We start from the raw sequence: 12,214 nt of genomic DNA, 5'->3' as shown, positions 1-12,214 counted from the left end.
CGTGCGAATTATTGAAAATAGAAGAAGCGCAAAGAGTTTTTTAATTAAAAAACCTCTTTGTGCTTTTATTTTGAGATTTTTATCCCAACCTGTTCTTTTATATTTTATTTACGAATGCTATACAACACCTTTAGGTATATGTCGTTTAAGCTACAAATGATATAAGCATGAAAGTTGCACATTGTTTCCTTCACATGTATAGTATATCTAAACAACATATGTCGTTTAGATTATAAGTGTTGTTTTTTAGTAAAAGTATATGAGGCACGAACACAAATCATATTTTTTAAGATTCACAAATAATGAGCAAGATTTAATAAATCTTATTGAAGAAATAAGCATTCTTATTGTGCCACATTTTACAACACATACAAATTAGGAGGACAAATAATGAACAATTTATTAGAAAGAATTAATCAATTAGCAAACAAAGAAAAAATACAAACACTTAGTATAGAAGAAAAACAAGAGCAACAAGCTTTAAGACAAGATTATTTAGCCATGATTAGAGGACAAGTCCTTCATACATTTTCTACTATGAAAGTTCTAGACCCTCTTGGCCAAGATGTTACACCTGATAAAGTATATGATCTCAGAGAACAATACGGTAATATTCAAGAAAATGAATCATAGGGAATGAATAATCTATAGCAAACCTAATATAATAAAATACAAACTGAGACATAACTCTTAAGATGATGGGAGCGTGACAGAATTTATTATGAATTCGTAGTACCGCTCCCATTTTTATATTCAACACTACATATTTTACTTTCATGTTCCTAGGGATGGCGTCTCAGATGTATCACTATAAATACGTCGCATTTATATGTAATTTCACATCAACATACTTTTAAAAAATAAGGCCCTTTCGTATCATTTAATAAATATCACTAAACTAAATGAACGAGGTGCCTTATGTATAAAAGCTATCATATGATTCAATTTAAACTACCAAAACTACTAATAGAAGCTTTAATTTTAATCCGTTACATCAACAATCTATACTGTTTTTATTTTATCGCATATATACATCATCACTTTAATGATTTATAAATTACTATTTAAACTTTACTCTATACATTCTTTTTGTTAACAAACTAAGAAATTATATTTATGACCATCTGGATCTGCAAACATTGCACCATAATAACCTTGATAGAAACCTGGTTTATCAATGATAGTCCCACCTGCTTGTTCAACCTTTTGTACTAATACATCTACTTCACTATTTGTCTTGACACCAAGAGAAATAATAACTTCATTAGGTTGCGCTAAAGTTTTATCATGAGTGATATTTTCGAAATGATTATTTTCAATCAGAATAACAATCGTTTCACCAATTGAAATACCTACCATCTTATCTAACATATCTGGATTTTTATTAATTTTAAATCCTAAATTTTCATAAAATTGCTCACTACGTTTTAAGTCTTTTACATGTAAATTAAACCACATTGATTGCATCATATACTTCACCTCATTTTTAAAATTTTAAAATCCAGCTTTATCTATCCACTGTTGTAATGATAATTGTTGTGGATTTATATTCTCCATTTGATTGAAATCAATTTCGTACCCTTTGTCTTCTAACCATTCTCGTTCAGCTGTACCACTTGAATATGAACCCTTAATTTGTGCTGGCTTCCCAGTCACTGTTGCAAATGTTTTAACAACTTCTTCTAATGTTCGTTCATCTGAAGCAATCTCGATAGCACGGTGATTAAACTGTTTTGTATTTTTAAAAATATGTGCTGCAATTTTTGCAATATCAATAGAAGAAATCATCGCAAATTTAACAGCTTTATTTATAAATTCTGGAATGTAAATGACTCCATCTTCTACAGTGATAATTCTCAAGAAATTATCCATAAAGAAAGCTGGCTTAATAATTGTATAATTTAATGGACTGTTTTGAAGTTCATTTTCAATCTGTGCTAATGCTTCAAAATGAGGGCCCGTACGATTACGATTCACACCGCCAGCTGTACTATAAATAATATGTTCAATACCTTGTTGATAAGCTGTATTAATTATCATTTTACCTTGGCGTATTTCTTCAGTCACATTATCGAGTATAATTGGCTGCACACTATAGACACCAAATTGATCTTCCATCGCTTGTTTTAAGCTATCTAGGTTCCCCAAATCCCCTTCAAAAATTTCTAAGTTTTTATGTTTAATTGTAGTAAGTTTGTCATTTTGTTTATTGCGTGTATAAGCACGGACTTGCCAGCCCTCATGTAATAATTGTTTGACTACAGCATTCCCTTGTTTACCTGTAGCTCCAATAACTAAAATACTTTTCTTCATCACTTATCTCCCTACTGTAAGAACCAGTAATCTTCTTTTTCACCTTTTAAATATGAATATGCTTTTGGCTCGTTACCATTTTGTCTTATATTTTCATTTATTAAATCACGCACATCCCAAACTAAGTGAATAAATGTATGTAATTTATTTCCAAAAATACCATTAGGTGCATGCATATCTAATACATTTCTTACTTCAGCTGTAGAAATATTTAATGTCTGTGCAAGTGCTTCAATAGTTAGTGTTGATTGATGAAAATGTGCTTTAAGTTCTGCGCTCGTCACGCGTCTTTGTTCTTTATTTAATGACAATACTCATCACCCTTTTCTAAAATTCAATGCGTTTAAACCTAAATTATTGAACTTCTAATTAATACGCTTTATAATAAACGGAGCGTTATCCGTTTGTCAATAATAAAAATTTTTAATGAGGTGACATGATTGCGTAAAGATGCACTTAAAAATCGACAGCGTATAGAATCCAAGGCACTTGAATTATTTAATGCAGAAGGTGTTGAACATATCAGTATGAATCGCATTGCTAAAGAATTAAATATCGGTATGGGCACACTCTATCGCCATTTCAAAGATAAAGGTGATTTATGTTATCACATCATTGAACATGATTTTGATGATATTATGCAAGATATGTTAACCATTAAACAACAATACACGTCAGCACGTGATATTATGCAATATTCACTTGATATATTTTTAGCTTTTAAAACGGATAAAAGTGATTTACTCAATTGTATTGAAGGCAACGACAACACTAAATTATTCCGTGATAGTAACTTTTTCAAAAATTTGAATCAATTTTACTTTGAATTATTTTATGATTACAACGATACATCATGGGCTATATTCAAAACAGACATGTTTTTAAAATCATTAACAACCACAACGTTTGAATTTCAAAAATCTGAACGACAATTATCGAACGAAACATTTCGCGATAACTTAATTAAATTATATTTACCTAACGAGGTGACAAAATAATGGAAAGAATTGTATTAATCACTGGCGGCAATAAAGGATTAGGTTTTGAAACAGCGAAAGTTTTACAACAAAAAGGCTACAACGTGTATATAGGTTCACGCGATGCTGAACGTGGACGACAAGCTGCAGATGAACTCGGTGTCAAGTACGTCCAACTTGATGTTACAGATGATATTTCCATTCAACAAGCATATCTTCAAATTCAAGATAGAGAAGGACACCTAGATATTTTAATCAACAATGCTGGAATTTCAGGTGGCTTCAAAAAACCTGCAGATTTGACTGTTAATGACGTGCAACAAGTCTACAATACAAATGTCTTTGGCATTGTACGTATGATGCATACTTTTATCCCACTCCTTGAAAAGTCAGAACAACCTGTCGTAGTCAATGTTAGCAGCGGTTTAGGTTCATTTGGTATGGTAACCAATCCAAACACACAAGAATCAAAAGTGAACTCCTTAGCATACTGTTCATCTAAATCTGCGGTGACAATGATAACATTGCAATATGCAAAAGGCCTTCCACATATACAAATTAACGCAGCAGATCCTGGCTCAACGAATACTGATTTGGTGGGAGACTTTAGTAACAATGCAAAACCTGCTTCAGAAGGGATTATTCCTATCGTAAAACTTGCAACAATTGATAAAGATGGTCCAACTGGTACATTTATCGATAGCAACGGCTCAATGCCCTGGTAGTAGTAATCATTTTTTATGGGAGGCTTTTAAATTGAAAAGCATTAATTTTGAAGAACATTATGTTATTGAGGATATTCAACAAGAAACAATGAAATATATGTCACCAGATTCAAATGGTGTACCGCTAAAAACGATGCTTGAAGGACTTGCACTAAAATCGGGTTTCACAGATGCCGATAAACTGTCTTATCACGATAAACGCATTGGTTTTATGGATAAACATGATGTTCAAATGCAAGTTTTATCGTATGGCAATGGTTCACCTTCAAATTTACAAGGAGAACGTGCTATTGAGTTATGTCAACAAGCAAATGATACCCTAGCAGATTATATTAAACAATATCCTGAGCGTTTTGTTGGCTTTGCAACATTACCGATTAATGAACCTGAAGCAGCAATTGAAGAACTTAAACGTTGTATAACAGAACTTGGCTTTAAAGGTGCGCTTATAATGGGACACCCTAATGGCGGATTCTTAGATCAAGATGCGTACGAAGGTCTGTTCGCTGCAGCAGAAGAATTAAATGCACCGATATACCTACACCCTTCACCTGTACAAAGTGATGTTTATCAAGCTTACTACAAAGGAAACTATCCAGAGGTCACTGCAGCAACATTTGCATGTTTCGGATATGGCTGGCATGTAGATGTAGGTATTCATGCCATTCATCTTGTACTATCTGGCATATTTGACCGATATCCTAATTTAAATATCATTATCGGGCATTGGGGAGAGTTTATTCCTTTCTTTTTAGAACGCATGGATACCATACTAGTTGCTGAGCATTTGGCACATCCGATTAGCTATTATTTTAAAAACAATTTCTATATTACACCAAGCGGTATGCTAACTAAACCACAATTTGATTTAGTCAAAGCTGAACTAGGTATAGACAGAATACTCTATTCAGCGGACTATCCATATGTTGAACCTGAAGAATTAGGTACTTTTTTAAGTGATTTAGGTTTAACTAAAGAAGAACAAGAGAAAATTAGTTATACAAATGGTGCTAAATTATTAGGCATAGAATAATTTATATTAGATATAAAACTATAGATTAATTTGGAGGGTTTATATATGGAAACATTAAAATTACAAGGTGCTAAATTACGCTATCATAAAGTGGGCAACGGTCCTTTACTTATTTTGATAACTGGTGCAAATGGTACAGGTGATATCTTTATGCCACTCGCGCAACAGTTAAAAGATACTTTCACAATAGTGGCTGTTGATCGTCGTGGTTATGGAGAAAGTGAATTGACAGAACCTCTACCTGATGAAGCAATTAATCCTAATAGTCGCTACCGTATTAAACGCGACGCACAAGATATTTCCGAATTAGCAAAATCACTTAGTAATGAACCCGTCTACATTTTAGGTTCAAGTTCCGGTTCAATTGTTGCCATGCATGTGTTAAAAGATTACCCTGACATCGTTAAACGTATTGCATTTCACGAGCCTCCTATTAACACCTTCTTACCAGATGCTAAATATTGGCAAGATAAAAATGCTGAAATCGTTGATGTTGCAATAAATGAAGGCATGCCTCAAGCGATGAAATTATTTGGTGAAACGCTGCATATTAGCCAATTAGATGCTGAATATATGTCTAAACCTGCACAATCATCAGATGATGCTGAAAGCAAAAAAGTATTCGAACAAATGATGAATTGGTTTAAATATGAAATACGACAATATACAGAATCCGATATTTCTATTGAAGATTTCAGCAAACATAAAGAACTCATTACATTATTAAATGGCACTGATTCAAAAGGTTCATTCCCTCAAGACGTAAACTTCTATATTTCTAAACATACCGGAATCGACATCATTGATATTCCAGGTGGTCATTTAGGTTACGCACAAAAAACTGAAGGCTTTGCGAATGTCTTACGTGAAATGTGGGGCTAAGCACGGCAATAATAGTCCAGTGTTTAAATTATGAAACAGACTAAGTTTTCATTCTTGAAAATATACTAAGATAAAAATCTGAGACAAAAATATCTCTGATAAGCTAAAGAAAGGGACGGGACAGAATTCATTATGAATTCTTAGTCTCGCCCCGGCAAGGTTGACTAGGATTGAAAAAGCTTGCTAAAAGCGTATATTTAATCCAGTCAACTACTGCCAATATAGAGTTCATAACTTAAAACATAATTATGTCCGAGTCTCTTTTTCATTATCCGCTATGAATTTAACAATATCATTTACATATCAACAATATCATTAATTAGAAATTAAAATAGATATTGCCATTGATTGTTGAAGTTGTCTACTTTAATATTTCAGCCATTGAGCGATTCACACTATTCGCATACATTCCACCAAATTTTAATAAATGAACCATAAATAAATATAATCTGTAAAATTCCAACCGTTTTTCTGCACCTTTTGCCATAGGATAGTGTTTGGCATATTCATCATAAAATTCATCCGTAAAACCCCCGAAAACTGTTGTGATGCCTAAATCGAACTCTCTATCTCCATATAACGGTGCTGGATCAAAGAGCGCAGGACGTCCATCAGTTAAAAACATATAATTGCCACCCCATAAATCTCCATGTAAGAGTGATGGCTTACTTTGATGTGCTTCTAACTCATTAATCATCACCATGCGTACTTGTTGATACACCTTATCGTCTTCTTCATTCCATAATCCTTTGTGCATGAGCTCGTCACGTAAATGATCCATACGACGTGCCACAAAAAGTTCTATCCACGAATCCGTCCAAGAATTGTCAAATGAAATATCGCCACCTTCATGAGGTAAATCAAACCCAAATTGGCCATTAGATTGTTGTTCACTATGCATTTTAGCCACTAATTGACCTAATTCACGCTGACTCCCTGTATGCCCTTCATCTAAATAACTCAAAATTAAAAAAGCATCTCCATTAATGCTGCCATTATCTATTACACGTGGCGCTGTAATGTCTGCAGCTTCGAAAGCATTGAGTCCTGCTATTTCAGCTGCATAAAATGATTGATCGCGATTGCGTTGTACAAGTAAGAAATACGTACTATCTTTTGTCGTCACTTTAAATGCCTCATTCACATCCCCACCACTTACAGGTGCCACATCTCGAATATTATCTAAAGGTAATTGATCTATCCATTGTTGATTCATATACATACTCCTTTCGTTTATATCCTATTTCCTTTTTTGTGCCTTCTCAATCACCGTACTACTATATAAAGTCATACCCTTTCGATTTAACTTTACCTCATTTGAAAGTTTTTATTGTAAAAAACATATTTTTTATTCTCTTTTTAATAATGTATCAAACATTTGAAAAAATCATGGCAAAGTATTGAACTTCTATATTTTGGCTTTGAAAAACAAACATAAAGTGCTAGTCTATTATAGAAAATGTTATTTTCAATGCTATTAATTGAGGATAGAAAGCCTCAAATACAATGAAAAAGGAGCATTACTATGTACAAATTAATCAAACCCCTGTTATTTAAAATTGAGCCGGAGAAAGCCCATGGTTTAACTATTGACGCGCTCAAACTTTTACAAAAAGCACCATTTATCTTTCCTATTGTCAAAAAACTTTTCGTGTACGAAGATCCCTCATTGAAACAAACGATCCAAGGTAATACTTACGACAATCCTGTAGGTCTAGCACCTGGCTTCGACAAATCATGTGAAGTGCCTAAAGCTTTAGAATACCTTGGTTTTGGAGCCTTAGAACTTGGTGGCATCACACCGAAACCTCAAGATGGTAACCCGAAACCACGAATGTATCGTTTACTCGAAGATGATGCCTTAATCAACCGCATGGGTTTTAATAATATCGGGATGAATTGTGCTTTATTTAATATACGCCGTTATGCTTATTCTATTCCTGTAGGTTTAAATGTAGGTGTTAATAAGACAACTCCTTATGAAGAACGTGATCAGGACTATATCAAAGTCATGGATACATTTAAGGCAGATGTTGACTTTTTTACTGTGAATATCAGCTCACCTAACACAGAAAATTTACAAAGTTTTCACGATAAAGATGAATTTACAATGCTCTGCAACGCATTAAAGGAATTTAAAGCTCAAACAGATATTCAAGTTCCTATCTATTTAAAATTAACTTCAGATTTAAATTTAGATGATTTTAAAAATATATTACCTTCAATTACAGAAACATTTGATGGAATGATTTTAGCGAATACAACACGACGTCGAGAAGGCTTATCTTCTGATAATAAAAACGAAGAAGGCGGCTTGAGTGGTAGACCATTATTCAAACGTAATTTAGAGCTTGTCAAATGGGCATATCAACAAACAAAAGGTCAATTTCTAATCATTGGTACAGGTGGTATCTTTAGCACAGATGATGCCATTCAAATGATGCGCAATGGTGCTTCCCTAATACAAATTTATTCATCATTAGTGATCGAAGGCCCCGGCTTAACTAAAAAAATCAATAAAGGCATCGCTCAATATTTAACTAAAAATAATTATACAAATGTTAAAGATATCATTGGCTTAGATGCCTAAAATTTAAAATCAGCAATATTTATCGGTAATCGAGATAAATACTGCTGATTTTTCTTTATTTTGATTAAAACTCAACTTGGTATCAATTCACTCTAAGATTGATACTGTTCTAAAAAAGCTTTAGCCTCTTTATTAACTTCTTTAAAATCAATGCCTTGACGCATTGCAGCAAAGACACAACCACAATAACATTGTCGATAAACGTTATAATCTCTACACATTTCCAATGACCGTTCATATCCTTTATTCTTTTTAAAGTCACTTGGTAAATAGTACACATCATAGGCTTCTTGTACTTTCATGCCTAATTCATTAATTAATTGCGCGTTTTTCTTAGGTGACAGCGTTAATGCACTACCAAAATAATTATAGCCAAACCGCTGTGCTGCATCGGCAACAAGGTCTAAACGCATTTCAAAACATGCTGAGCATCTCAATCCGCCTTCTGGTTCATCCATTAAGCCACGTGATTTAGCCATTTTCATAAACGTTTGTGGTTCATATGGCGCTTCAATATATTGAACATGATTGCCAGTCCGTTCATTAAAATCTGCAATAAATTGTTCTTGTACTTTCGCACGTCTTAAATATTCATTTTTAGGATGAATATTGGGATTAGCAAAATAAACACCAATATCTGCAAATTGCGTTAAATATTCTAACGTATACGTGCTACATGGCGCACAACAGCTATGTAACAAAATTTTCGGTTTTTGCTCCGCACGCTTCCATTGCTGTATTAACTTTTTCAAGACACGGTCATAGTTAATTTTTTGATTTTTCATTTTTAATACAATTGGTTCAGCATCTATCATAAAAAGCCTCTCTCGTTCTTTAAAATATAGTTTAATTATATAATATCGAACACGAGAAAGGCATACAATATTTAATATTCTTTTTTTATTTTGACGACTCTCATAATATATATCAAGATACCCATCACAATACCACCAACAATATAATTAATTGGGTTTCCACCATAGGTCTTTATCCCACCTACGGCATCAAATAATAAATCTAGTCCAAAAAGAGCTAAACCAAAATAAATAGCAAATCCTATACAAATTACAGCATATTTCTTAATTAAGTGACGATATTCAGCCTTAGAATTAACTCGCGAATGGTCTAAACCACCTTTTCCCATTATGACTAAAGAAATTATGTTTAAACCAAAAAATAAAATAAATACAGCAACATGTGTCATCATTATTTGTTTTGTGTGTATTATATCTATCACACTTAATAAAAGTAGCAATGCTATTAATATTGTAGTAATCATGTACATATTAGCTAAACGCTCATTCAATTGAATTTTTTCGCGTTCATCTTTGTCAGTTGAGCTATTCGTAAACCACTTAATTAAAAAGTCATTTAAACGTGACAACGTCCTTCACCTCTATATTAATAATCCTTACGAACTTTAGATTTAGCAAAGAAATATGCAAGTACACCAAATACTAGTCCCGGCAAGATATTCTTACTTACAGCAAACCATACCGTTACATCCGTATCGTTAAAAAAGCGAAATACCATGTCAAATAACGTTGTTAAAGCTCCAAAAAAGAACCCTCCAACTACACTTTGTCGTTTTAATTTTTTAATGAGCTGGACATATTCTTTATCAGAATAAACGGTTAAATCGTCTAATTTTTCTTTTCGCATTAATACGAGAGTTTGAATATTGATAATTAAAAATACAATCGTGATTGCCATAGTTAGCACTGAAATGGTGTCATGCATCGCATCTAAAATGACACCTAATAGCAATAAACAAAATAATAAAACATATGCCGTTAGAAATACAGTCGTAAATTTAGCATTGATTATGGCAATTTCACGTTCATCTTTGTCACCTATCGTACCAAGAAGACTATTAATCATTTTATTTTTGAATTTGTTCATATGCTTACTCACCCTTATTTAATATCCTATGTGTCAAATATAACCGACATCATTAAGTATGTCAAATATAAATGACACTATTATTAAATAATAATTTGCATTTTCTTCTTTTATTACATGTTATTAACTTGAATAAGCTAAAAAACAGCTATCTGATCTACATCGTGTCAGATAGCTGTTACTATATTTTAAACAAATAGGCTCAACATAAATGTCCAAATACAAGCAAAGATAAGTAAACCTATACTAAAACGCATAGCCATTTTCATCAATTCAGACTCTTTACCGACTTTATTAACAGCCGCTGTGGCTATAGCAATTGATTGAGGAGATACTATTTTAGCTGTAACTCCACCAGCGACGTTAGCCGCAACTAAGAGCGAGCCTTTTGTACCTATTTGTGTTGCTACAGAAGCTTGAATAGGTGCAAATAATGAGTTGTTATTCACCACTGAACCAGTCATAAACACACCAATCCATCCTAGGACTGGAGATAGCAATGGGAATATTGCACCTGTTTTAGCAATACCTTGACCCATAGCGTTACTCAAACCGCCATATGTCGTAATTTTAGAGACAGCCAAGATAAAGCAAATTGTTAATACAGAAACCCACAATTCTTTAACTGTCACTCCTAAAAGTTTGCCTGCAGTTTTAAACGACATGTGCTTAGCAATTAAGATGGTAATGATCGCCGTAACTAATATTGCAGTACCAGTTTGTGCAATAAAGTTGAACGTCAAAACATTGGGATGATGTGTCACATTATTCATCGTACCTGGAGCATTGAAGTTAACAACAAGGGCACTTAGTGCACCACCTTTTTCAAATAGAGCTTTAAATGCTGGTAAGCTCCATACCATAACAATAACGGTCAATATAATGAAAGGACTCCATCCATAGACAATTTGCTTAATTGAATGTTTCTCAACCTTGCCGACCGCTTCATTATCTTCAAGTCTAAAGATATTTTTAGGTTGAAATTTACGTGAGAATAATGCAAGTGCAACCATAGCACCTAAGCCTGGGATGATATCAGCTAACTCAGGGCCAGCAAATGCTGCAATCAATACTTGTAAACCGGTAAATACAGATGCGGCTATTAATGTAGCTGGAAACGTTTCTTTAACACCTTTGAGACCATCAATAATAAACATTAATAAAAACGGTACAAAGAAACTAATCAAACCTAATGTTAAATTACCAATTAATGCAACTTGTGATGCTTTAACACCACCTGCTAAATTTAGTGTATCTGTAATCGCAATAGGAATACCAACAGCACCATAAGCACCAGCTGCTGCATTAGCAACTAGACAATACATAGCTGCTGGCAATGCTTTGAAACCTAGTTGCATTAACAATACGGCACAAATGGCAATCGGTACGCCGAATCCAGCTGCACCTTCTAAAAACCCATTAAATAAGTAACCAATAAGCAGTAATTGAATACGTTGGTCTTGTGAAATACTTGCAATACTATCTTGGACAATATTAAATTGTCCACTTTCAGTTGCAATTTTATAAAGCCATACCGCCATAATAACAATAAAGCCAATTGGTATAATACCTTGATAAAATCCTTCAAATGTTGCGCCTCCCGCAATACGTGCAGGTAATTTGAAGCATATCATTGCTACCAATGCAGTGACAATCAGTGTTGTCAATGCCGCATAAACGCCTTTCATTTTAAATACTGTTAAACACAGCAGGAATAAAATAATAGGCACTGCCGCTACAATTGCTGAAATCAGCATATTATTAAACGGATTGAAACTTTCAACTAACATCT

The 12,214-nt window shown here is 33.5% G+C and carries 14 protein-coding genes; 6 read left to right on the top strand and 8 right to left on the bottom strand.

What is annotated here, in order from left to right:
- Positions 1 to 390: 390 nt before the first annotated feature.
- Positions 391 to 633, top strand: a complete 243-nt coding sequence (locus AL499_RS08680) for a DUF896 domain-containing protein (protein ID WP_002460520.1) — start codon at positions 391 to 393, stop codon at positions 631 to 633.
- A 459-nt stretch (positions 634 to 1,092) separates the two neighbouring features.
- Here AL499_RS08680 and AL499_RS08675 read toward each other — a convergent pair whose 3' ends face one another.
- Genes AL499_RS08675 through AL499_RS08665 form a run of 3 tightly spaced genes read right to left on the bottom strand, consistent with a single transcriptional unit; the run spans position 1,093 to position 2,624 of the window.
- Positions 1,093 to 1,470 carry a VOC family protein gene (locus AL499_RS08675; RefSeq protein ID WP_002478576.1) on the bottom strand — a complete coding sequence of 126 codons (378 nt, stop codon included), beginning with the start codon at positions 1,468 to 1,470 and terminating at the stop codon, positions 1,093 to 1,095.
- A gap of 24 nt (positions 1,471 to 1,494) precedes the next feature.
- Positions 1,495 to 2,313 (bottom strand): NmrA/HSCARG family protein, encoded by an 819-nt coding sequence (locus AL499_RS08670; RefSeq protein ID WP_002478575.1) that lies wholly within the window; start codon positions 2,311 to 2,313, stop codon positions 1,495 to 1,497.
- 11 nt (positions 2,314 to 2,324) lie between these two features.
- Positions 2,325 to 2,624, bottom strand: coding sequence for a DUF2316 family protein (locus AL499_RS08665; protein ID WP_002460525.1), 300 nt, complete (start codon positions 2,622 to 2,624; stop codon positions 2,325 to 2,327).
- A gap of 129 nt (positions 2,625 to 2,753) precedes the next feature.
- Here AL499_RS08665 and AL499_RS08660 point away from each other — a divergent pair, with 129 nt between their 5' ends.
- From AL499_RS08660 to AL499_RS08645, 4 genes are read left to right on the top strand one after another with little or no spacing between them, the layout of a single operon-like run.
- Complete coding sequence (locus AL499_RS08660; RefSeq protein ID WP_002460526.1) at positions 2,754 to 3,311, top strand: TetR/AcrR family transcriptional regulator; 558 nt, start codon at positions 2,754 to 2,756, stop codon at positions 3,309 to 3,311.
- The gene (locus AL499_RS08655) at positions 3,311 to 4,015 is read left to right on the top strand and encodes an SDR family NAD(P)-dependent oxidoreductase (protein ID WP_002492537.1); all 705 of its coding nucleotides are present in this window, start codon (positions 3,311 to 3,313) and stop codon (positions 4,013 to 4,015) included. The genes AL499_RS08660 and AL499_RS08655 overlap by 1 nt, the downstream gene beginning before the upstream one ends.
- Before the next feature lie 31 nt (positions 4,016 to 4,046).
- Complete coding sequence (locus AL499_RS08650; RefSeq protein WP_002492378.1) at positions 4,047 to 5,048, top strand: amidohydrolase family protein; 1,002 nt, start codon at positions 4,047 to 4,049, stop codon at positions 5,046 to 5,048.
- A gap of 45 nt (positions 5,049 to 5,093) precedes the next feature.
- Positions 5,094 to 5,930 carry an alpha/beta fold hydrolase gene (locus AL499_RS08645; RefSeq protein ID WP_002492440.1) on the top strand — a complete coding sequence of 279 codons (837 nt, stop codon included), beginning with the start codon at positions 5,094 to 5,096 and terminating at the stop codon, positions 5,928 to 5,930.
- A gap of 361 nt (positions 5,931 to 6,291) precedes the next feature.
- Here AL499_RS08645 and AL499_RS08640 read toward each other — a convergent pair whose 3' ends face one another.
- A complete protein-coding gene (locus AL499_RS08640; protein WP_002492501.1) occupies positions 6,292 to 7,146 on the bottom strand; it encodes a fructosamine kinase family protein in 855 nt (284 codons plus the stop codon).
- Positions 7,147 to 7,455: 309 nt separating this feature from the next.
- Between AL499_RS08640 and AL499_RS08635 the strand changes: the two genes are divergently transcribed.
- Positions 7,456 to 8,520 carry a quinone-dependent dihydroorotate dehydrogenase gene (locus AL499_RS08635; RefSeq protein WP_002492399.1) on the top strand — a complete coding sequence of 355 codons (1,065 nt, stop codon included), beginning with the start codon at positions 7,456 to 7,458 and terminating at the stop codon, positions 8,518 to 8,520.
- A gap of 92 nt (positions 8,521 to 8,612) precedes the next feature.
- Here the strand turns inward: AL499_RS08635 and AL499_RS08630 are convergent, their stop codons facing one another.
- The 4 genes from AL499_RS08630 to AL499_RS08615 form a co-directional block, all read right to left on the bottom strand.
- On the bottom strand, positions 8,613 to 9,335 hold the full coding sequence (locus AL499_RS08630; RefSeq protein ID WP_002460535.1) for an epoxyqueuosine reductase QueH: 723 nt from the start codon (positions 9,333 to 9,335) through the stop codon (positions 8,613 to 8,615).
- Positions 9,336 to 9,406: 71 nt separating this feature from the next.
- Positions 9,407 to 9,904: a hypothetical protein gene (locus AL499_RS08625; RefSeq protein ID WP_002492507.1), complete on the bottom strand. Its 498-nt coding sequence runs from the start codon at positions 9,902 to 9,904 to the stop codon at positions 9,407 to 9,409.
- Positions 9,905 to 9,921: 17 nt separating this feature from the next.
- Positions 9,922 to 10,422, bottom strand: a complete 501-nt coding sequence (locus AL499_RS08620; RefSeq protein WP_002478568.1) for a hypothetical protein — start codon at positions 10,420 to 10,422, stop codon at positions 9,922 to 9,924.
- Positions 10,423 to 10,610: 188 nt separating this feature from the next.
- Positions 10,611 to 12,212 (bottom strand): L-lactate permease, encoded by a 1,602-nt coding sequence (locus AL499_RS08615; RefSeq protein WP_002478567.1) that lies wholly within the window; start codon positions 12,210 to 12,212, stop codon positions 10,611 to 10,613.
- Positions 12,213 to 12,214: the final 2 nt, after the last annotated feature.

The sequence above is a fragment of the Staphylococcus lugdunensis genome (assembly GCF_001558775.1).
Classification (GTDB): Bacteria; Bacillota; Bacilli; order Staphylococcales; family Staphylococcaceae; genus Staphylococcus; species Staphylococcus lugdunensis.
The sequence above is the reverse complement of the archived record's forward strand: the minus strand, read 5'-3'. Positions and strand labels throughout refer to the sequence as shown.

Coding starts and splice junctions, on each gene's coding strand:
- AL499_RS08680 (WP_002460520.1), top strand. CDS start 391: ATGAACAATTTATTAGAAAGAATTAATCAATTAGCAAACAAAGAAAAA.
- AL499_RS08675 (WP_002478576.1), bottom strand. CDS start 1,470: ATGATGCAATCAATGTGGTTTAATTTACATGTAAAAGACTTAAAACGT.
- AL499_RS08670 (WP_002478575.1), bottom strand. CDS start 2,313: ATGAAGAAAAGTATTTTAGTTATTGGAGCTACAGGTAAACAAGGGAAT.
- AL499_RS08655 (WP_002492537.1), top strand. CDS start 3,311: ATGGAAAGAATTGTATTAATCACTGGCGGCAATAAAGGATTAGGTTTT.
- AL499_RS08645 (WP_002492440.1), top strand. CDS start 5,094: ATGGAAACATTAAAATTACAAGGTGCTAAATTACGCTATCATAAAGTG.
- AL499_RS08640 (WP_002492501.1), bottom strand. CDS start 7,146: ATGAATCAACAATGGATAGATCAATTACCTTTAGATAATATTCGAGAT.
- AL499_RS08635 (WP_002492399.1), top strand. CDS start 7,456: ATGTACAAATTAATCAAACCCCTGTTATTTAAAATTGAGCCGGAGAAA.
- AL499_RS08630 (WP_002460535.1), bottom strand. CDS start 9,335: ATGATAGATGCTGAACCAATTGTATTAAAAATGAAAAATCAAAAAATT.
- AL499_RS08620 (WP_002478568.1), bottom strand. CDS start 10,422: ATGAACAAATTCAAAAATAAAATGATTAATAGTCTTCTTGGTACGATA.
- AL499_RS08615 (WP_002478567.1), bottom strand. CDS start 12,212: ATGTTAGTTGAAAGTTTCAATCCGTTTAATAATATGCTGATTTCAGCA.